Genomic DNA, 18,645 nt, shown 5'->3' with positions numbered 1-18,645 from the left:
CAGAGGAATCCCTTTTGTCAACACGACCTAGAGCGGGCGGCCATTCGCCGCCGCCAGCGCCGAAAAGACCCAGAAATTCACCAGCGCATGCGCCAGCGCCCCGGCCCCGGCCGTGCCCGACGACAGCCGCGCCGCCGTCATCACCGGCGCGATCAGCGCCGCGCCGGCCAGAAGCCTGGCCGCGTCCTGCCCCGAAAGCGCCGCGCCGGCGGCGGGGGCAAGATGCCAGGCCACGAACAGCGCCCCGGCCGCCAGGGCCGCGCCGCGCCCGGGCCGGGGCAGCAGCGCGCCGCGCCAGAACGCCTCTTCCAGCAGGCCATTCGCGGCCGCGGCCAGCGCCACCGCCACCAGCACCCCGGGCGACAGCAGCGCGGGCGCCGCCCCCCAGCGCAGCGCCGCGGCCAGCACCAGCGCCGCCAGAGCCAGCGTCACCGCGGCCGAGGGCCGGCGCAGGCGCAGCGACCATCCGCCGCAACGGGCCAGCGCCAGCGCCAGCAGCGCCCAATAGGCGGCGAGCCCGGCCAGATGCGCGTCCAGCGGGCGCAGCCCCGACCGGCCCAGCAGGTGAAACAGCGCTGCCAGCGCCGGGATCGCTGCCAGCGCGGCCAGCGCCAGCGCGCGGTTCATCGGGTGATCTGTTCCAGCCGCTCGCGCGAGATGTCGCCGGGGACGATGGTGATCGGGCAGGGCAGCGTAGCCATTTCGCGCATAAGCCGGGTGACCAGGGGCCCGGGCCCGGCGCTTTCGGTCGAGGCGGCCAGCACGACCACGCCGATCTCGGGATCGTCGCCGATCTGGGCCAGAAGCTCGGTCCCCGGCTCGCCCTCGCGCACGACCAGCTCGGGCTCGACCCCCGGGCGGTCGCGCATCCACTTGGCGAAAACCTCGAAATGCGCCTCGATGCGCTCATAGGCCTCGGCGCGCATGACGTCGGCGACGCCCATGCCGTGCTGGATGGTATTGGCCGGGATCACCGCCAGGACCTGCACGCCGCCGCCGGTGCTGGCGGCGCGCAGGGCGGCATAGCGGATGGCGTTCAGGCATTCGCGCGACTCGTCCAGAACCACCAGAAATTTCCGCATCTTTCCCCTGCCGGCTGCCGCGCCATGGGCAAAGACTGGCCGAAAGGACACGGTCGCGCAAGTCTTGTGCGCTTTCCCCCTTGCGTCGGTTTGCAATCCGGGTGCGCTATGTTAGGCGATAAAGTTAGCCAAATTGCCGAACACGGGACGGAATTGTGACAATCCACCAGGACTGGGAAAAGGCCGATCTTGCGCGGCTGGCCACCTTGCCCCAACCCGCGATGTCGTGGTTCAAGGGCGACGGCGACGCGGCGCAGGTCTCGGCCATGCCGGTCTCGAAGCGGCTGTTCGACATCGTGCTGGCGCTGGTGCTGCTGGTGCCCCTGTCCTTCGTCATCGCGGTGTTCGCGCTGATCCTGCTGGTCGTGCAGGGCCGGCCGATCTTTTACGCCGCGCCGCGCATGGTCACGCCGACGCGCAGCTTCACGCATCTGAAGTTCCGCACCATGCTGCGCCAGGACGGCGATTTCGGCGTCACCGGCGCGCACAAGGCCTGGCGCATCACGCCCCTGGGCCATTTCATGCGCCGCACCCGCATCGACGAATTGCCGCAGCTGTTCAACATCCTGAAGGGCGACATGAGCTTCGTCGGCCCGCGCCCGACGATCCGCGAATATGTCGACCGCTATCCGGTGGTCTATGGCCAGGTGCTGAAAAGCCGGCCCGGCGTCACCGGCCTGGCGACGCTGGTCTATCACCGGCACGAGGACAAGATCCTGCGCCGCTGCAAGAGCGCCGAGGCGACCGAGGCCGCCTATGCCGGCCGCTGCCTGCCGACCAAGCTGAAGATCGACCTGATCTATCAGCGGAACCGCACCCTGGGGCTGGATCTGTGGATCCTGTGGCGCACGATCCTGGTCGTGGTCTACAAGGACGAACGCCCGCGCCGGCGCGGCCGCAACTGATCCCCTGACGGCGGCCCGCGGGACGGCATTTCCTGCTCTGGCGCCCCGCCGCTTTCTGCCCTAGTTTCGCCGGCACGAAGACGGGAACATCATCTTGCAGCAAAGAATCCTGGTGACGGGCGGGGCCGGGTTCATCGGCAGCCACCTGGTCGAGCGCCTGCTGGCCGAGGGGCATGACGTCACCGTCCTGGACGACCTCTCCAGCGGGCGCCGCGCCAACCTGCCGCCGGGCGCGCGGCTGATCCCGGGCGATGTGCTGGACGTGGCGCTGCTGCCGCAGATGCTTGCGGGGGTCGAGCGGGTGTTCCATCTCGCGGCGCGGGTGTCGGTGCAGCTCTGCATCTCGGACTGGATGGCGGCGCATCGGGTGAACCTGGGCGGCACCATGGCCGTGCTGCAGGCCGCGCAGCGGGCGGGCAATGTGCCGGTGGTCTATGCCTCGTCCGCCGCGGTCTATGGCAACCGCTCCGGCGCCGCCTGCGCCGAGGATGACCTGCCGCTGCCGATCTCGCCCTATGGCGCCGACAAGCTCGGCTCCGAGCACCAGGCCCGCGCCATGGCCGAGGTGCATGGCCTGGCCTCGGTGGGCCTGCGTTTCTTCAACGTCTACGGGCCGCGGCAGGACGCGGCCTCGCCCTATGCCGGGGTGATCTCGAAATTCTGCGCCAACCGGCGGGCCGACCAGCCGCATGTGATCTTTGGCGACGGCGGCCAGAGCCGCGATTTCGTCTATGTCGCCGACGTGGTCGAGGCGCTGCTGCGTGCCGGCGAGGCGGCGGCGCGGGGCGGCGGCGCGCAGGTCTTCAACATCTGCACCGGCGCCGGCACGACGCTGCTGGAGCTGGTCGCGCAGCTCGACCGCCTGGCCGGGCGCGGCGCGAGCCCGGTCGAACATGCCGCCCCGCGCTGCGGCGACATCCGCGAGTCGCTGGGTTGCCCCTTGGCCGCGCGCGAGGGTCTGGGCTTCACCGCCCGGACCGGCATTGCCGAGGGGCTGCGGGCGCTGTGGGATCAGCCGGGGAACGGCGCCGGGTCGTAGCCGACCCCGGTCAGGTACAGCCCCTGCGGCGGGCAGACCGGGCCGCAGGCGCTGCGGTCGCGCGCGGCCAGCGCCTCGGCCACGCGGGAGGGCGGCCACGACCCGGCGCCGACCCGCTCCAGCGTGCCGACGATCGAGCGCACCTGGTTGTGCAGGAAGGACCGCGCCCGCAGGTGAAAGCGGTATTCGCGACCCTGCGGGATGGCGATTTCCTCGATGCGGATCTCGTCCAGCGTCTTCACCGGGCTCTGCGACTGGCACATGGTCGAGCGGAAGGTGGTGAAGTCGTGCAGGCCCAGCAGATGCGCGGCCCCGGCCTGCATCGCCCCGAGGTCCAGCGGGTTCTGCACCTGCCAGACCCGGCCGCGATCATGCGTGACCGGCGCGCGCCGGGCAACCAGCCGGAAGGTATAGCGCCGCTCATGCGCCGAGAAGCGGGCGTGGAAATCGTCGCCGACCCGGGCTGCCGACAGGATGGCCACCGGCGCGGGCTTCAGGTGCCAGTTCAGCGCCTCGGACAGCCGGAACGGATCCCAGTCGCGGACCAGGTCGGCATGGGCGACCTGGCCGGTGGCATGGACGCCGGCATCGGTGCGGCCGGCCGCCGCGATCCGGGCGCCCTGCGCGAAGCCGGGGTCGAGCCGGGCCAGCGCCGCCTCGATGGCGCCCTGCACGCTGGGCTGGTCGGCCTGGGCCTGCCAGCCGGCAAAGGGCGTGCCGTCATATTCGATCAGCAGGGCAAAGCGGGGCATGTCTAGCGGCGCTGCCTGTCGCCTTCGCGCGGGATCAGCAGGTCGTCCATGGTCATCGGGCGCTCGGGCCCGGGCATGGCGGGACGCAGCCCTTCGCGCGACAGCCGCTCGCGCAGCACGCTGATCTCGATGTCGAGATCGCTGCGGCCGCCTTCCAGCAGCCGGGCGCTGCGGGCGGCGAATTCGGTTTCCAGGTCGTCGAGGAGCGTCTCGTAATCCTGCCGGGCGCGCGGGTCGCGGGTCTGGGCATAGAGGTCGGCGAATTTCACGGTCGCGTCGCGGGCGCCTTGCAGATAGACGCCCAGGTAACGGCGCAGCGCGGCGATATGGTCGGGGTCGTCCTCGATATGGCCGAAAAGTTCGCGCGCGGTGGCGGCGAACATGCCGACGCGCGCCTCCAGCCGGCGGTCGCCGGTGCGCAGGATGGCATCCTGCATCGCCTTCAGATGCGCCTCGCCCTCGGTGACGATGCGCTGGGCGCGGTCCTGCTGGAAGGCATCGACGCCCTCCATGCCCTTGTCGCGCATCGGGTCGGTGCCGAAGGCCAGCCAGTGCAGCACGGCGCCGGCGACGCCGATCACGCCCGCGCCGGCCTCGGCGCCGGGGACATAGGCGCCGATGGCGAGGCCGAGCCCCGTCAGGATGCCGCCGAACAGCTTCCTCGGGATGGCCGGGCGGCGGGCGACGCGGCGGGCGTCATAGGCGGCCTCGGCCTGCAGCCCCTCGCGCGTCATCCACATGCCCGAGGCGATGGCGCCGAAGGCGATCAGCTGCAGGGCAAGCCCGGTCGGATCCTGCCAGAAGGCGCTGAGCAGGAAGGGGATCGCCATGATCGTGACCCAGCGGGTGCGCGATTCCAGCGGGTGCCGGATTTCCCCCGGCGCCGGGCGGGCCGGCGGGCGGGGATCGGTGCCGTCGCGGCGCGGCTGCGGCGAGAAGCGGCCGCCAAAGCGTCTGGCCATGGCTCAGCCCGCGCCCATGGTGGCGGCGTAGAGCGTCAGCCCCATCAGCAGGAAGAAGGACAGGCGCTGCATCGCTTTCTGGGACATCGGCTTCCTTTCGGCGCGTCTTCGCGGATTGCCCGCAGGATATAGGGCGCGGCGGCGGCGAAAGGAAGGGCGGCGGCCCCTGGGGCTTTGCCCGCCCGCGTTTCGGGCACCCCTCGACGGGGTGCGCGGGGGCTTCGCCCCGTTCGTCGCTGAAAAAGGTCCGCCGGACCTTTTTCCGGGCGCTCCTCACCCCCCAGGATATTTATCCAAGAAAGAAGCCGGTCAGCCCTCGATCCTGCCGAAATCCGCGATCAGCCGGCCGGCTTCGCGGATGCGCGACAGCAGGTTCAGGCGGTTGCGGCGGACGATCTGGTTGTCGGTGTTGATCTGCACCGTGTCGAAGAAGGCGTCGATCGGGCCGCGCAGCGTGGCGATGCCCTGGGTCGCGGCCTGGAAATCCTCGAGCCGCACGGCCTCGCGGATCGCCGGCTCGGCCTTGTCGAGGGCGGCGAAGAGGGCGCGTTCGGCATCGGTCTCGGCGAATTTCGGGTCGGCGCCGAAGCTGTATTCGACGCCGTCCTTCTCCTCGGCCTGGGCGAGGATATTGCCGGCGCGCTTGAGGCCTTGCAGCAGGTTGGTGCCGTCCTCGGTCTTCAGCACGTCGTTCAGGGCGGTGGCGCGGTTGACCAAGAGCACGAGGTCGTCATTGCCGGGCATGGCGATGACGGCGTCGATGATGTCGTGGCGGATGCCCTGGTCACGCAGATAGACTTTCAGGCGGTCGTGGAAGAAGGTGAGGAGGTCGTGGGCTGTTTGAATAGCCCGTTTTACATCTCGATGATGTAGAACGGGCGCGCACGGCTCTTCCGCCTCGTCTGCGGCCAACATCTCGTTCCAATCGGCTTTAAAAGAAGCCCTAAATGCCGCATTAGGAAGTGGAGTCTTAGCTCGACCTTCTACAAGAGCTTGAATAAACGCAATTTGTAGTTCGATAAGTGAAAGAAAATCTCTCACCCGCACCCCATTCCCCAGCACCAACCGGATGCCTCCCAGCGCAGCGCGGCGCAGGGCGAAGGGGTCCTTTGAACCCGTAGGCTTTTCGTCGATAGCCCAGAAGCCGGTGAGCGTGTCCAGCTTGTCGGCCAACGCCATCGCCACCGAGACCGGGGCGGTGGGCACGGCGTCGGACGGTCCCAGCGGCGAGTAATGGTCGCGGGCGGCATCGGCGACCTCGGCGGGCTTGCCGGCCTCCAGCGCGTAATAGCGGCCCATGGTGCCTTGCAGCTCGGGGAACTCGCCGACCATGGCGGAACGCAGGTCGAGTTTCGCGATCCGGGCGGCGTCCTCGGCTTGGTCCGCATCCGCGCCGACCAGCGGGGCGATCTCGCGCGCCAAGGCCGCGATGCGGGCGATGCGATCCGCTTGCGAGCCGAGCTTGCTCTGGAAGGTCACCGATTTCAGCCCCTCGGCCCAATCGCCCATGCCCGCCCGCGCCTCGCGCAGGTCGTTGTCCCAGAAGAAGGCCGCATCCGACAGGCGCGCCGCCAGCACGCGCTGGTTGCCCTTCAGGATCGTCTCGCCATGGTCGGGAGTCTCGACATTGGCGACGGTGACGAAGCCCTCGATGCGGCCGGTCTTGGGATTGCGGGCCGAGAAGAACTTCTGGTGCTCCTTCATCGAGGTTTGCAGCACCTCGGGCGGCAGGGACAGGAAGCGGTCCTCGATGGCGCCCATCAGCGGCACCGGCCATTCGACGAGGCCGGCGACCTCGGTCAAGAGCCCGTCGTCGGGCATGATCTCCCAGCCGCGGGCAAAGGCGAGGTTCGCGGCCTCTTGCCGGATCGCGGCCTCGCGTTCGGCGGGGTCCAGCATGACCTTGGCGCGGCGCAGCTTGGCCGCATAGTCGTCGAAGCCCGAGACGGTGAAGGCGTCGGGGGCCATGAAGCGGTGGCCGCGCGTGGTGTTGCCGGCGGCGATGCCCTCGATCTCGAGCGGCACCACGGTCGCGCCGGATTCGTCCGAGAGCAGGCAGATGATGGAATGCAGCGGGCGGACCCAGCGCAAGCTGCCCGCGCCCCAGCGCATCGACTTGGGCCAGGGGAAGTTGCGGATGGTGGCTTCCAGCACCTCGGCCACGATCTCGGACGCCGGGCGGCCGGGCTTCTGGATCACGGCGAACCAGACCTGGCCCTTCTTGTCGTCGCGCGCCTCGAGCTGGTCCTTGCTGAGGCCCGTCGAGCGCAGGAAGCCTTGCAGCGCCGCGTCGGGGGCGTCGGTGCGCGGGCCCTTGCGTTCCTCGCGCGTGGTCGGGCTGTGGGCGGTCAGGCCCTCAACCGTCAGGACCAGCCGGCGCGGGGTGCTGAACGCGCCGGCGGACGTGTAGGTCAGCCCGGCCTCGACCAGCCCGTCGGTGACGAGCTTCTTCAGGTCCTCGCGGGCGCGGGCCTGCATCCGGGCCGGGATTTCTTCCGAAAAGAGTTCGATCAGCAAGTCGGGCATCAGTCGATGGTCCTTTTCTCTTCGGCTTCTTCGTTCAGCTGGCGCCATGCATAGGCGCGCCCGTCGGGGTAGACGGCGATGACATTGTCGATCTTGGGCGCCACGTCGTGCTGCGCCAGATAGGCGGTGGCGCGGCCAGCGGCCAGATCCTCGGTCAGCGCGGCCGGGTCGAAGCAGCCAAACCAGCGCGGCGGGATCAGCGGCGTCGGCGTGGCATAGACCTGCGCGCCAGTCGCCGCCGCCGGGTCGGTGGTGAAGCAGGCGCGGTCGGCGAGCGGCGAGCTGACCGAATAGATGCCGCGATAGTCGCGGACCGGCAGCACCGGCCCGCCGGCCAGCGCGATGCTTTGCGGCGGGTCGGTCACTTCGCGGTAATAGTAATAGACCTGCAGGTAATACATGCCGGCGCCGGCGACCAGCACCAGCAGGGCGAAGAAGATCGCGATGATCTTGCCGCTCACCGTCTCAGGCTCCGGCGGGGAAGGCGGGCAGCGGCTCGCCCGTGGCCGCGGAGGTGGTCACGAACAGGTCGGCGCAGCGTTTGGCCAGCGCGCGGACGCGGCCGATATAGGCCTGGCGCTCGGTGACCGAGATCACGCCGCGCGCGTCCAGGAGGTTGAACAGGTGGCTGGCCTTGATCGCCTGGTCATAGGCCGGATGCGCCATCGGGATCGTGCGGCCGGCGGCGTCGGTTTCCGAGGCCGAGAGGATGCGGTCGCATTCCGCCTCGGCATCCTTGAAATGTTGCAGCAGCGTGTCGGTATCGGCCTGCTCGAAGTTCCAGCGGGAATATTCGCGCTCGGCCTGGCGGAAGATGTCGCCATAGGTCAGCGGGATCGGACTGTCGGGCGCGTTGAAGGGCATGTCCATGACATGCTCGACGCCCAGCACATACATCGCCAGCCGTTCGAGGCCATAGGTCAGCTCGCCCGAGACGGGTCGGCAGTCATGGCCGCCGACCTGCTGGAAATAGGTGAACTGGCTGACCTCCATGCCGTCGCACCAGACCTCCCAGCCCAGGCCCCAGGCGCCCAGCGTCGGGCTTTCCCAGTCGTCCTCGACGAAGCGCACGTCATGGACCATCGGGTCGAGGCCGATGGCCTTGAGGCTGCCGAGATACAGTTCCTGAAGGTTCGCCGGTGAGGGTTTGATGATGACCTGATACTGGTAATAATGCTGCAGCCGGTTCGGGTTCTCGCCATAGCGGCCATCCGTGGGCCGGCGCGAGGGCTGGACATAGGCCGCGGCCCAGGGCCGGGCGCCCAGCGAGCGCAGCGTGGTGGCCGGGTGGAAGGTGCCGGCGCCGACCTCCATGTCATAGGGTTGCAGCACGGCGCAGCCCTGCGCGGCCCAATAGGACTGCAACCGCAGGATCACGTCCTGAAAGCAGACGGGTTTCGCCGTCTGATTGTCCTTTGGGCTGGTCATCGGGGCTTCCTTCGGCATAACTGGCAGGAAATGTCTGCCGCCTTCTAGGCAGAGGGCGGCGCAGGGTCAATGAGAGGGACGGGTTCATGCGGCGCTTTGCGTGGGTCATCGGTGCGGCGCTGCCGCTTGTCTGGACAGCCCCGGTGCTGGCCGAAGATGTGGTGATCCGCATCGAGGCCAAGCGCGGCGCCGAGGCCGCCGCCCAGACCGCCGCCGCCTGGGGCGCGCAATTTCCCGACGTGGTGACATTCCCGGCCGGCAGCGACTGGGTCGCGATCGCACTGGGCCCGATGCCGCGCGAAGCGGCCGCGGCCCGGCTGGAGCAGCTGAAGGCCGAGAAGAAGGTGCCGGGCGACAGCTTCCTGTCGCCGGCCGAGGGCCGCGAGCTGACCCGCATCGGCGCCGCCGATTCCCCGGCCGCGCCGGCGGATGCGGCTCCGGCGGCGGGCAGTGCCTCGACCTTTCCCCAAGGCGGCGAGGCGGCGGCGCCCGAACCCGTGGTCGGCGATCTGGCCGGCGAGGATGCCCCCGCGGCCGAGCCGGCCGCTGCGCCGGCCCCCGAGCCCACCCCCGAGCCGGCCGCGGAACCGGCAGTTGAACCGGCGCCGGCGCAATTCTTCCTGCGCCTCGATTCCAGCCCCGACCGCGCCAAGGCCGAGGAACTGCTGGAAACCTGGCGCCAGACCCTGCCCGAGGCGGGGCTGTGGACGCTGCCGAACGGCCGCTCGGCGGTGGCCTTCGGCCCGATGGACGAGGTGACGGGCAAGGCCTGGCTGCGCGCCCTGCGCAATGCCGGCGCCGTGCCGAAGGATGCTTTCCTGTCCCCCGGCGAGGACATGGGCGAGATCGCGATCATCGGTGCGAAGCCCGACCTGGGCGCGCCCCCGGCCGAGGATGCCGCGCCGGTGCCGATGCCGCCCCTGGAGCAGATCCAGCGCGCCCTGCGCTGGGCCGGGCATTACCAGGGCGCCATCGACGGCAAGGACGGGCCGATGACGCAAAAGGCCATCGCCGAGGAAATCGTGCGCCTGCGCGCCTCGCCCGATACCGCCACCGCCATGGCCGAACTGATCCGCCGGCGCGAGGCATGGCGGGCCGAGATGGGGCTGACGCCGTTGCAGGACGCCCATACCGGGCTGATGCTGCCGGCGCCGATGGACAAGCTGCAATTCGACCGCGCCGAACGGGCGCTGTCTATCTATGGCCCCAGGGACGGTTCGGGCGCGGCGCTGATCCTGTTCTCGCAGCCCGGCGGCCAGCAGGAGATGCTGGACATCGCCGGCCTCGTCACCGCGCTGGGCTGGGTGCCGGCGCCGGAGCGCAAGGTCGAGCGCGGCAGCGTGATCCTCGACGGCCGCAACCAGACCCATATCGGCCATGCCGAGGGCCGGGTGGTGGACGGTCGGGTGCAGGGCTTCGTGCTGATCTGGCCGATCTCGGACCCCGAGGACCAGATGCGGCTGGCGGCCGAGATCTCGGACAACCTGACCCGTTTCGCCCCCGGCGCGGGCGAGGCGCAGCCGGAACCCCCCGCCATCGCCCCCGCGGCGGCGGCGCAGAACTAGCCGCGCCAGAACCGGGGCAGGAACAGCACCAGCACCGACAGCAGTTCCAGCCGGCCCAGATACATGCCGAAGATCATCAGCCATTTCGCCGAATCGGGCAGGTCGGTGACGGCGCCGTTCGGCGTCAGCTCCGGGCCCCAGATCACGCCGACATTGGCGATGGCGGTCCAGGCGCCGGTCAGCGCCGTCCTGGGATGCAGCCCGGTCAGCGCCAGCCCGACGATCAGCAGGCCGAAGCTGAGGATGAACAGGGTGAAGAAGGCCATCACCGAATCGACCACGTCCTGTTCCAGCGGCCGGTTGTCGTAGAGCAGCGGGAACACCCGGTGCGGCGACTGCATGCGCCGCAGCTGCGCCTTGACCGCCTGGAACAGCACCAGATAGCGGAACACCTTGACCGAGCACGAGGTCGAGCCGGTGCAGCCGCCGATCAGCCCGACGATGACCAGGACGACAAAGGGGAAATGCCCCCATTGGATCATGTCGGTCGAGGCAAAGCCGGTGCCGGAGAAGGTCGAGATCACGTTGAAGGTGGTCTCGCGGATCACGTCCAGCGGGCGCTCGGCCTTGAGCCAGAACAGCCGGTAGAGCACGATCACCGCGATGGCGTAGAAGGTCCAGCGCAGATAGGCCCGGACCTGGATGTCGCGCCAGATCGGCTCGGCCTGGCCGCGGATCAGCTGCACCATGCGGATGAAGGGGATCGAGGCCAGGATCATGAAGAAGGCCGCCGCATATTCCGCCGGCCCGATGAAGGGCGCGAAGCTGGCGTCGTAGTTGGAAAACCCGCCGGTCGAACAGGTGGACAGCGCCAGCACCAGCGCGTCGAACCCGTTCATGCCCAGCAGGATATAGACCACCATGCAGGCGGCGGTCATGGCGAAATAGACCCCGGTCATCTCGCGCGCGATGTCGAAGGCGCGGGGCAGGATCTTGCCCAGGGTGTCGAAGCCTTCCGAGCGGAAGAACTGCATGCCGCCGACCTTCATCACCGGCAGGAAGATCATGGCGACGACGATGATCCCGAGGCCGCCCGCCCAGTTCAGGAAGGCCCGCCACAGGTTGGTGCCCTTGGGCAGGTCGTCGAGCGCGGGAAATGCGGTGGTGCCGGTGGTGGTGACGCCCGACATCGCCTCGAAATAGGCGTCGGTGAAGCTAACATGCGGCGCGCCCAGGATGAAGGGCAGGGCGCCCGCCACCGGAACCACCAGCCACAGCATCGCCGTCAGCAGGAAGACCTGGTGGATGCTCAGCGACTTGTCGGCCTGGGCGGTGGCGAGGCTGACGAGACCGCCCGCCAGCATGGTCAGCAGCCCGGCCTCGAAGAAGCTCTGCCAATGCGGATCGCCATGCCACCAGTCGACCAGCATCGGCAACGCCATGGTTGCCCCCAGCGTGACGACGATCTTGCCGACGATATTGGCCACGGGGCGGACATCCATCATGACGCCCTGCTTGCCGCGCCGCGTGAAAGGCGTCAAGCGCGCGACGCTTGCGCGGCCGGCCGCCACCGCCTATAGAAAGCCTCGATGCGGGTGTAGCTCAATGGTAGAGCAGCAGCCTTCCAAGCTGAATACGTGGGTTCGATTCCCATCACCCGCTCCATCCATCCTGCCACGCGCGATCCGGCTTCTTTCTTGCGGAAATATCCCGGGGGAACGCCCGAAGGCCTCCATCGAGGAGGCCTTCGGGCGTGGGGGCAGAGCCCCCGGCCCAGCCCGCCGCTTCGCACTTGCAGCAAGGCCGGGCACATGCCTAATGTGACGCCATCATGACCGCGCTGACCGATCCCGACTCCATCGTCGAAATCACCCCCTCGGCGGGGATCCAGACCGCGCGCCACGGCTGGCGCGCGAAATGCCTGCAGCGCCTGATCCGCATGGAGCTGCCGGTCCCGACCAGCTTTGCGCTCTCGGCCGATGCGGTGCGCGCCATCGCCGCCGGCCAGATGCCCGACCGCGGCCGGCTGGCGCAGATGATCGAGCGCGCCGACGGGCTGGTCAGCGTGCGGCCCTCGGCGCAGAACCCGGCCTGGGGCGGGCCCGGCACGGTGCTGAACGTCGGCATCAATCACGCCTGCCACGCCCGCCTGGTCGAAACCCGCGGCAAGGCGGCCGCCGACGCGCTGTATCTGGGCTTCGTGCAATCCTATGCCATCCATGTCGCGCGGCTCGACCCCGATATGTTCTCGGACGCGGACGAGGGGCTCGAGGCGGCGCTGCGCGCCTATGAGGCCGAGACCGACGAGGAATTCCCCCAGGACCCGGCCCGGCAGCTGGCCGAGGTGCTGCGCAGCATGGCGCGGGCCTGGGACGGGCCGACGGCGCGGCTCTTGCGCCAGGCCAAGGGCGCGCCGCCCATGGCGCCCCTGGGGCTGGTGGTGCAGGACATGGCACTGGCCATCGGGCCGGGGGTCACTGGCTCGGGCTCGATCCAGCTCGTGGACAACGTCACCGGCATGCCGCGCATCACCGGGCGTTTCCGCGGCCAGAGCCAGGGCCGCGCCCGGGGCGAGGGCGCCGAGACGCTGTATCTGACCCGCGACCCGCGCGGCCCTTCGCTGGAAGAGGCCGCGCCCGAGGTCTTTGCCGAGCTGATCCGCTTCGGCGTCGCCGCGCGCGAGCGGCTGCGCGAGGAGATGCAGATCGAATTCGTCGTCTCGGACAGCAAGCTCGCCATCATCGACGCGGTGCGGGTCAGCCGCAGTTCGCGCGCCAGCGTGCGCATCGCGGTCTCGCTGGCCCGCGACGGCATCATCCCGGCCGAGGAGGCAGTGATGCGGGTCGAGCCGCGGGCGCTGTCGGACCTCTTGCACCACCAGGTCGATCCGCGCGCGCCGCGCGACATCATCGCCCGCGGCATCAACGCCAGCCCCGGCGCCGCAACCGGCCGCATCGTCTTCACCGCCGCGAGCGCCCAGGACGCCGAGGCGCGGGGCGAGCGCGCGGTGCTGGTCCGGCGCGAGACCGTGCCCGAGGACATCCGCGGCATGCATGCCGCGGTCGCGGTGCTGACCGAGCGCGGCGGCATGACCAGCCACGCGGCCGTGATCGCGCGCGGTATCGGCCTGCCCTGCATCGTCGGCGCCAGCGGCATCTCGATCGACTCGCGCGCCCGCACCATGCAGGTCGGCCCCCGCACCTTCCGCGAGGGCGAGGAGATCACCATCGACGGCACCTCGGGCGAGGTGCTGGCCGGCGCGGCCGAGATGCTGGAGCCGGCGCTGGACGACAGCTTCAGCCAGCTTCTGGAATGGGCCGACCAGCATTGCCGCATCAGGATCCGCGCCAATGCCGACACGCCCGAGGACGCCCGCACCGCGCGCATGTTCAACGCGCAGGGCATCGGCCTGTGCCGCACCGAGCATATGTTCTTTGACGACGAGCGCCTGCCCGCCATGCGCGAGATGATCTTCGCCGGCCGGCCCGAGGACCGCCGCCTGTCGCTGGAACGGCTGCTGCCGATGCAGCGCGGCGATTTCGCGGCGCTGTTCGAGATCATGGCCGGCCTGCCCGTCACCATCCGCCTGTTCGACCCGCCGCTGCACGAATTCCTGCCCCATGACCGCGAGGGCATGCGGGAACTGGCCGAATCGCTGGACCTGCCGCTGTCGGACGTGACCCGGCGGGTCGAGGCGCTGTCGGAATTCAATCCGATGCTGGGCATGCGCGGCGTGCGGCTGGGCATCACCGTGCCCGAGATCTATGACATGCAGGCCCGCGCCATCTTCGAGGCCACCATCGAGGCCAGCCGCAATGGCGCCCCGGTGGTGCCCGAGATCATGATCCCGCTGGTCAGCGCCCGGCGCGAGGTCGAGCTGGTCAAGACCCGCATCGACGCCGTCGCGGCCGCGGTCCGGAACGAGACCCGGCAGGAGTTCACCTATCGCCTGGGCGTCATGGTGGAAACGCCGCGCGCCGCGCTGCGCGCCGGCGACATCGCCGAACACGCCGCCTTCCTGTCCTTCGGCACCAATGACCTGACGCAGATGACCTATGGCCTGTCGCGCGACGACGCCGGCCGCTTCATGGGCATCTATGTCAACCAGGGCGTCTATGCCGAGGACCCGTTCCACATCCTGGACCAGGACGGCGTGGGCGAGCTGGTGGCCATCGGCGCCGAGCGTGCGCGCAGCCACAAGCCGGGCATCACCATCTCGGTCTGCGGCGAACATGGCGGCAACCCCGAATCAATCGCCTTTTGTCTGCGCGCCGGGGTGAACTATGTCTCGTGCTCGCCCTTCCGGGTGCCGGTGGCGCGGCTCGCGGCGGCGCAGGAGTCGATTCTGATGGCGCGCGAAACGGCCGAGTCGGAGTTCGACCCGCAGTCCTAAGATCGGCCGTTTTTGGCCGGAATTCGCCCGTTAACCATTTTGGCGTCGGCGGGTTTCCGCCAAAATGCAGCAAAATCAATCGAATCTGCGCTGTCACGCGCATGTGGGCTTTCCCGCCTCGCCCGGTTTCGGGCCTTTAGCCGTCAGACACGGCCCCTCGCGGGGCCTCTCCGACGAAGCTGACCGGGCGCGGCCCGGACCGAAAACAGGACCAACATGTCGTTCAAAATGTCATGGCTGGCGCGCGTTTCCGTGTGTGTTGCCGTTCTTCTTTCGCCCGTGGCCGCCATTCCGGCATTGGCCGATGCCCAGCACCAGGTCGCCTATGAGACCAAGACCGTGCGCACCGCCAGCGGCACCCATCAGATCAGCACCCGCGACCTGCAATGCCTGTCCGAGGCGCTGTATTTCGAGGCGCGCGGCGAAGGCACCGCCGGCCAGCAGGCCGTGGCCGAGGTGATCCTGAACCGCGTCGACCATCCGCGCTTCCCGAAATCGGTCTGCGGCGTGGTCAACCAGCGCGGCCAGTTCACCTATAACAAGAGCGCCCGCATCCGCGAGAAGGGCACCTTCGCCCGGGTCCAGAAGGTCGCCATGGCGGCCCTGGCCGGCGCGCCGCGCACCCTGACCAACGGCGCGACCTATTTCCACGCCCGCGGCGTGCGCCCGTCCTGGACCAAGCGGTTCGAAAAGACCACGCGCATCGGCAGCCATACCTTCTATCGCTCGGATCGCCGGATGGCCTCGAACTGACGGGCTGACGCGAATCTGCCACGGAATGCGCGGTCCCGTCCCTTGCGGCGGGGCCGTTTTCCTTTCATGGATAGGCGCATGGACCAGCCAGACCGCATCCACCTGCGCGATTACATCGTCTCGGCCGAGATCGGCGCCTTCCAGACCGAGCGCGGCCAGCGCCAGCGGCTGCGCTTCAACGTGGACGTGGACCTTGCCACCCATGTCGTCGGCGTGAACGACGAGGTGGACCGCATCCTCAGCTATGACATCCTGACCGGCGCGGTGGCGGCGGGGCTGGCGGATCGCCGCTATGACCTGCTGGAGACGCTGGCCGAAAAGATCGCGGCGCAGATCCTGGCGCATCCGCGCGCGGCGCAGGTCCGGGTCGCGGTGGAAAAGCTCGACCGCATCCCGGGCGCGCTGGGGGTGACGCTGGTGCGCCGCCAGGCCCGCGTCGCGGCCGAGGCGATCCAGGCGCCGATCCGCGTCATCTTCCACGGCGCCGAAGCGCCGCTGCCCGAAGGCGGCGTGGCGCTGGTGCCCGACGACCCCGGCCTGCCGCTGCCGCAGGGCGGCAATGCGCGCGAGATCGCGCTCTTGGCACTGGACCAGGCCGCCTGGGCCTTGGCCGGACGGCTGGGGCTGACCGTGGCCGACAGCCGCACCGAGCTCGACTGGGCCGCGACCGAGGGCCGGGCCGTGGTCTGGGCGCCGGCGCGGATGCTGCGCGACGTGCCGGGCCTTGCGGCCGAACCCCATGCCGCCGCGATCTGGCTGGCCGAGCGGCTGGGCGCCAGCCGGCTGGACTGGGCGCTGCCCGCGGGCGCCGAGCCGCCGGCGCTGCCGGCGGGTTTTGCCATCGCCTCGGGGCGGCTCTGACGCTTGGTGCTTGAATCGCCGGCCGGTCGGCGTAGGAACACGGGGATGAGCGAGTATTTCCGACCAATCCCCTGCGAAACCGGGCGCTGGCCGCTGGCCGGCGGCTGGCTGCGCTTTTCGCAATTCGAGCTTTTGCGCCGGGGCGCGGCGCCCCGCGTGGTGGACAGCGCGCCGCCCGAGGTGCTGGCCGCGCTGACCGCGCCGCGCGCCGACCTGCTGGGCCTGTCCCTGGACCGGCCGCGCCTGATGGGCATCGTCAACGCGACGCCCGACAGCTTCTCGGATGGCGGTCGCTATGACGGGGCCGAGCAGGCCCGGCTGCTGGCCGAGCAGGGCGCCGAGATCCTGGACATCGGCGGCGAATCGACCCGCCCCGGCGCGCGCGAGGTGCCGGTGGCCGAAGAGATCGCTCGGGTTGCGCCGGTGATCGCGGCAGCGCGCGGGCTGGCCGGGATCTCGGTCGATACACGCAAGGCAGCGGTGGCGCGGGCGGCCATCGCGGCGGGGGCGGGGCTGGTGAACGACGTCTCGGGCTTCGACTTCGACCCCGAGATGGCGGCGGCGGTGGCCGAGGCCGGCGTGCCGGTCTGCATCATGCACGCCCAGGGCGTGCCCGAGACGATGCAGGACAATCCGACCTATGGCGATGTGCTGCTGGACGTCTATGACGCGCTCAGGGCACGGATCGCGCGGGCGCGCTCGGCGGGAATCCCCCTTGGCCGCATCGTGATCGATCCGGGCATTGGTTTCGGCAAGACCCAGGCGCATAATCTGGCCATCCTGCGGCGGATTTCCGTCTATCACGGGCTGGGTTGCGCCATTCTGCTGGGCGTCTCGCGCAAGCGCTTCATCGGCGCGATCGGCGGGGCCGAGGTCGCGGCAGAGCGCATGCCCGGCACCTTGGCGGTGACGCTGGCCGGGGTCGCGCAGGGCATACAAATCCACCGCGTCCATGACGTGGCACAAACAAGGCAGGGCCTGGCGCTGTGGCGGGCCGTGACCGAGGGGGAAGCATGAGCAGGAAGCTTTTCGGCACCGACGGCGTCAGGGGCCGTGCCAATACCCATCCGATGACGGCCGAGATGGCGCTGCGCCTGGGCGCCGCCGCCGGGCGCTATTTCCGCCGCGGCGGGCAGGATCACCACCGCGTGGTCATCGGCAAGGACACCCGGCTGTCGGGCTATATGCTGGAGAACGCGCTGACCGCCGGGCTGACCAGCACGGGCATGAACGTGCTGCTGCTGGGGCCGGTGCCGACGCCGGCGGTGGGCTATCTGACCCGCTCGATGCGGGCGGACGTGGGCATCATGATCTCGGCCAGCCACAACCCGGCGCATGACAACGGCATCAAGTTCTTCGGCCCCGACGGCTTCAAGCTGTCCGACGAGGCCGAGGCCGAGATCGAGGCCATCGTCGCCGGAGAGATCGTCCCGGCGCAGCCGCAGAACATCGGCCGTGCCAAGCGCATCGACGATGGCCGCGGGCGCTATGTCGAATATGCCAAGACCACCTTCCCGGCCGGCCAGCGGCTGGAAGGGCTGAAGGTCGTGGTCGATTGCGCCCATGGTGCCGCCTATCGCGCCGCGCCGGACGTGCTGTGGGAGCTGGGGGCCGAGGTGATCCCGCTGGGCGTGGCGCCCAACGGACACAATATCAACGACGGCGTCGGCTCGACCCATCCCGAGGCGGCGGCGCGGGCGGTGCTGGAGCATGGCGCCGACATCGGCATCAGCCTGGACGGGGACGCCGACCGGGTGATGATCATCGACGAGAAGGGCCAGGTGGCCGACGGCGACCAGATCATGGCGCTGCTGGCCGGCCGCTGGGCCGAGCAGGGCCGCTTGCGCGGCGGTGCCCTGGTCGCGACGGTGATGTCGAACCTGGGGCTCGAACGCTTCCTGCAGGGGCGCGGCTTACGGCTGGAGCGCACCGCCGTCGGCGACCGCTATGTCGTCGAGCGCATGCGCGGCGCGGGCTTCAACCTGGGCGGCGAGCAGTCGGGCCATATCGTGATGACCGATTACGCCACCACCGGCGACGGGCTGATCGCCGGGCTGCAATTCCTGGCGGCGATGGCCGAGAGCGGCCGGCAGGCCTCGGAGCTGGTGGCGCAGTTCGAGCCGGTGCCGCAGATGCTGAAGAACGTGCGCTATGCTGCCGGCGCCGATCCGCTGTCCGCCCTGGCGGTCCAGGCCGAGATCGCCCGCGCCGAGGCGCGGCTGGACGGCCAGGGCCGGGTGCTGATCCGCAAGTCCGGCACCGAGCCCTTGATCCGGGTCATGGCCGAGGCCGAGGACGAGACCGTGCTGCGCGAGGTCGTCGACGGCATCGTCGCGGCGGTCGAGAAGGCAGCCTGAACTCCCTGCCTGCGGCGCCGCGGTCCGTGGCGGCGTCGGCATGGGTATTTGGAAAACAGAGAAGGCCGCGGCGGCGCGCGAT

General features: G+C 69.9%; 16 protein-coding genes and 1 tRNA gene. 9 read left to right on the top strand and 8 right to left on the bottom strand.

Translation table 11 applies throughout. The features are described from left to right. Positions 1 to 27 precede the first annotated feature (27 nt). Together PARN5_RS0104645 and PARN5_RS0104640 are read right to left on the bottom strand one after the other, a co-directional pair. Positions 28 to 627 carry a CPBP family glutamic-type intramembrane protease gene (locus tag PARN5_RS0104645; RefSeq protein WP_017998610.1) on the bottom strand — a complete coding sequence of 200 codons (600 nt, stop codon included), beginning with the start codon at positions 625 to 627 and terminating at the stop codon, positions 28 to 30. Then, positions 624 to 1,082 carry a universal stress protein gene (locus PARN5_RS0104640; RefSeq protein ID WP_017998609.1) on the bottom strand — a complete coding sequence of 153 codons (459 nt, stop codon included), beginning with the start codon at positions 1,080 to 1,082 and terminating at the stop codon, positions 624 to 626. The genes PARN5_RS0104645 and PARN5_RS0104640 overlap by 4 nt, the downstream gene beginning before the upstream one ends. A 155-nt stretch (positions 1,083 to 1,237) precedes the next feature. Here PARN5_RS0104640 and PARN5_RS0104635 point away from each other — a divergent pair, with 155 nt between their 5' ends. Continuing rightward, positions 1,238 to 1,987 carry a sugar transferase gene (locus PARN5_RS0104635; RefSeq protein ID WP_017998608.1) on the top strand — a complete coding sequence of 250 codons (750 nt, stop codon included), beginning with the start codon at positions 1,238 to 1,240 and terminating at the stop codon, positions 1,985 to 1,987. Positions 1,988 to 2,081: 94 nt separating this feature from the next. Then, entirely contained in the window at positions 2,082 to 3,026 is a 945-nt protein-coding gene (locus tag PARN5_RS0104630) for an NAD-dependent epimerase/dehydratase family protein (protein WP_017998607.1), read from the top strand. Here PARN5_RS0104630 and truA read toward each other — a convergent pair. The 5 genes from truA to PARN5_RS0104600 all read right to left on the bottom strand — a co-directional run bounded on the left by truA (position 2,999) and on the right by PARN5_RS0104600 (position 8,694). Beyond that, complete coding sequence (truA, locus tag PARN5_RS0104625) at positions 2,999 to 3,778, bottom strand: tRNA pseudouridine(38-40) synthase TruA (protein WP_017998606.1); 780 nt, start codon at positions 3,776 to 3,778, stop codon at positions 2,999 to 3,001. The genes PARN5_RS0104630 and truA overlap by 28 nt on opposite strands. Before the next feature lie 2 nt (positions 3,779 to 3,780). Continuing rightward, a complete protein-coding gene (locus PARN5_RS0104620) occupies positions 3,781 to 4,740 on the bottom strand; it encodes a 5-bromo-4-chloroindolyl phosphate hydrolysis family protein (protein WP_017998605.1) in 960 nt (319 codons plus the stop codon). Positions 4,741 to 5,049: 309 nt separating this feature from the next. Continuing rightward, complete coding sequence (gene glyS / locus PARN5_RS0104610; protein WP_017998604.1) at positions 5,050 to 7,266, bottom strand: glycine--tRNA ligase subunit beta; 2,217 nt, start codon at positions 7,264 to 7,266, stop codon at positions 5,050 to 5,052. After that, the gene (locus PARN5_RS0104605; RefSeq protein ID WP_017998603.1) at positions 7,266 to 7,727 is read right to left on the bottom strand and encodes a DUF6446 family protein; all 462 of its coding nucleotides are present in this window, start codon (positions 7,725 to 7,727) and stop codon (positions 7,266 to 7,268) included. The genes glyS and PARN5_RS0104605 overlap by 1 nt, the downstream gene beginning before the upstream one ends. A gap of 4 nt (positions 7,728 to 7,731) precedes the next feature. Further along, positions 7,732 to 8,694, bottom strand: coding sequence for a glycine--tRNA ligase subunit alpha (locus PARN5_RS0104600; protein WP_017998602.1), 963 nt, complete (start codon positions 8,692 to 8,694; stop codon positions 7,732 to 7,734). A gap of 86 nt (positions 8,695 to 8,780) precedes the next feature. Between PARN5_RS0104600 and PARN5_RS0104595 the strand changes: the two genes are divergently transcribed. Continuing rightward, complete coding sequence (locus tag PARN5_RS0104595) at positions 8,781 to 10,259, top strand: peptidoglycan-binding domain-containing protein (protein WP_017998601.1); 1,479 nt, start codon at positions 8,781 to 8,783, stop codon at positions 10,257 to 10,259. On the opposite strand, the gene PARN5_RS0104590 is transcribed toward PARN5_RS0104595, so the two are convergent. Continuing rightward, positions 10,256 to 11,704, bottom strand: coding sequence for a TrkH family potassium uptake protein (locus tag PARN5_RS0104590; protein ID WP_026155172.1), 1,449 nt, complete (start codon positions 11,702 to 11,704; stop codon positions 10,256 to 10,258). The genes PARN5_RS0104595 and PARN5_RS0104590 overlap by 4 nt on opposite strands. A gap of 86 nt (positions 11,705 to 11,790) precedes the next feature. Between PARN5_RS0104590 and PARN5_RS0104585 the strand changes: the two genes are divergently transcribed. The 6 genes from PARN5_RS0104585 to glmM all read left to right on the top strand — a co-directional run bounded on the left by PARN5_RS0104585 (position 11,791) and on the right by glmM (position 18,563). Then, positions 11,791 to 11,864 (top strand) — tRNA-Gly (locus PARN5_RS0104585). A gap of 166 nt (positions 11,865 to 12,030) precedes the next feature. Beyond that, positions 12,031 to 14,592 (top strand): putative PEP-binding protein, encoded by a 2,562-nt coding sequence (locus tag PARN5_RS0104580; protein WP_017998599.1) that lies wholly within the window; start codon positions 12,031 to 12,033, stop codon positions 14,590 to 14,592. Between the two features lie 216 nt (positions 14,593 to 14,808). Then, the gene (locus PARN5_RS0104575; protein WP_017998598.1) at positions 14,809 to 15,345 is read left to right on the top strand and encodes a cell wall hydrolase; all 537 of its coding nucleotides are present in this window, start codon (positions 14,809 to 14,811) and stop codon (positions 15,343 to 15,345) included. 78 nt (positions 15,346 to 15,423) lie between these two features. Next, positions 15,424 to 16,206, top strand: a complete 783-nt coding sequence (locus PARN5_RS0104570; RefSeq protein ID WP_017998597.1) for a dihydroneopterin aldolase — start codon at positions 15,424 to 15,426, stop codon at positions 16,204 to 16,206. A gap of 45 nt (positions 16,207 to 16,251) precedes the next feature. Further along, positions 16,252 to 17,223, top strand: a complete 972-nt coding sequence (folP, locus tag PARN5_RS0104565; RefSeq protein ID WP_017998596.1) for a dihydropteroate synthase — start codon at positions 16,252 to 16,254, stop codon at positions 17,221 to 17,223. Further along, complete coding sequence (gene glmM, locus PARN5_RS0104560; RefSeq protein WP_017998595.1) at positions 17,220 to 18,563, top strand: phosphoglucosamine mutase; 1,344 nt, start codon at positions 17,220 to 17,222, stop codon at positions 18,561 to 18,563. The genes folP and glmM overlap by 4 nt, the downstream gene beginning before the upstream one ends. The last annotated feature ends 82 nt before the right edge of the window (positions 18,564 to 18,645 follow it).

The sequence above is a fragment of the Paracoccus sp. N5 genome, from assembly GCF_000371965.1.
GTDB lineage: Bacteria > Pseudomonadota > Alphaproteobacteria > Rhodobacterales > Rhodobacteraceae > Paracoccus.
This window is presented reverse-complemented; position numbering and strand designations above follow the sequence as displayed.